This is a genomic window from Streptomyces durhamensis (assembly GCF_000725475.1).
GTDB lineage: Bacteria > Actinomycetota > Actinomycetes > Streptomycetales > Streptomycetaceae > Streptomyces > Streptomyces filipinensis.
This window is the reverse complement of record NZ_JNXR01000202.1, coordinates 1-260: the sequence shown is the minus strand read 5'-3', so window position 1 is coordinate 260 and position 260 is coordinate 1. Positions and strand designations below refer to the sequence as shown.

Annotated in this window: 1 protein-coding gene; it reads right to left on the bottom strand. The window is 65.4% G+C overall.

The features are described from left to right. On the bottom strand, positions 1-260 hold a 260-nt coding region (locus IO33_RS0142375), incomplete at both ends, for a transposase (RefSeq protein ID WP_031174379.1).

The following is a 260-nucleotide window of genomic DNA, read 5'->3' as shown; positions in this document are numbered from 1 at the left end:
TGCACGGACTTGGCCAGACGGGTGCGTCCGAGACCGGACACCGCGAGGTCTTCCACATACACCGCTTGGTTGTCGCGGATGATCTGTGTGGATACCTTGTGGTGCCAGTCCCGGCGCCGGTCCGCCACCGTGGCATGCTGGCGTGCGACCTTGATGCGGGTCTTGGCCCGGTTCTTCGATCCCTTGGCCTTGCGGGACAGCTCCCGCTGAAGGCGCTTGAGCTTCTTCTCGGCCCGGCGCAGGAAGCGCGGGCTGTTGAT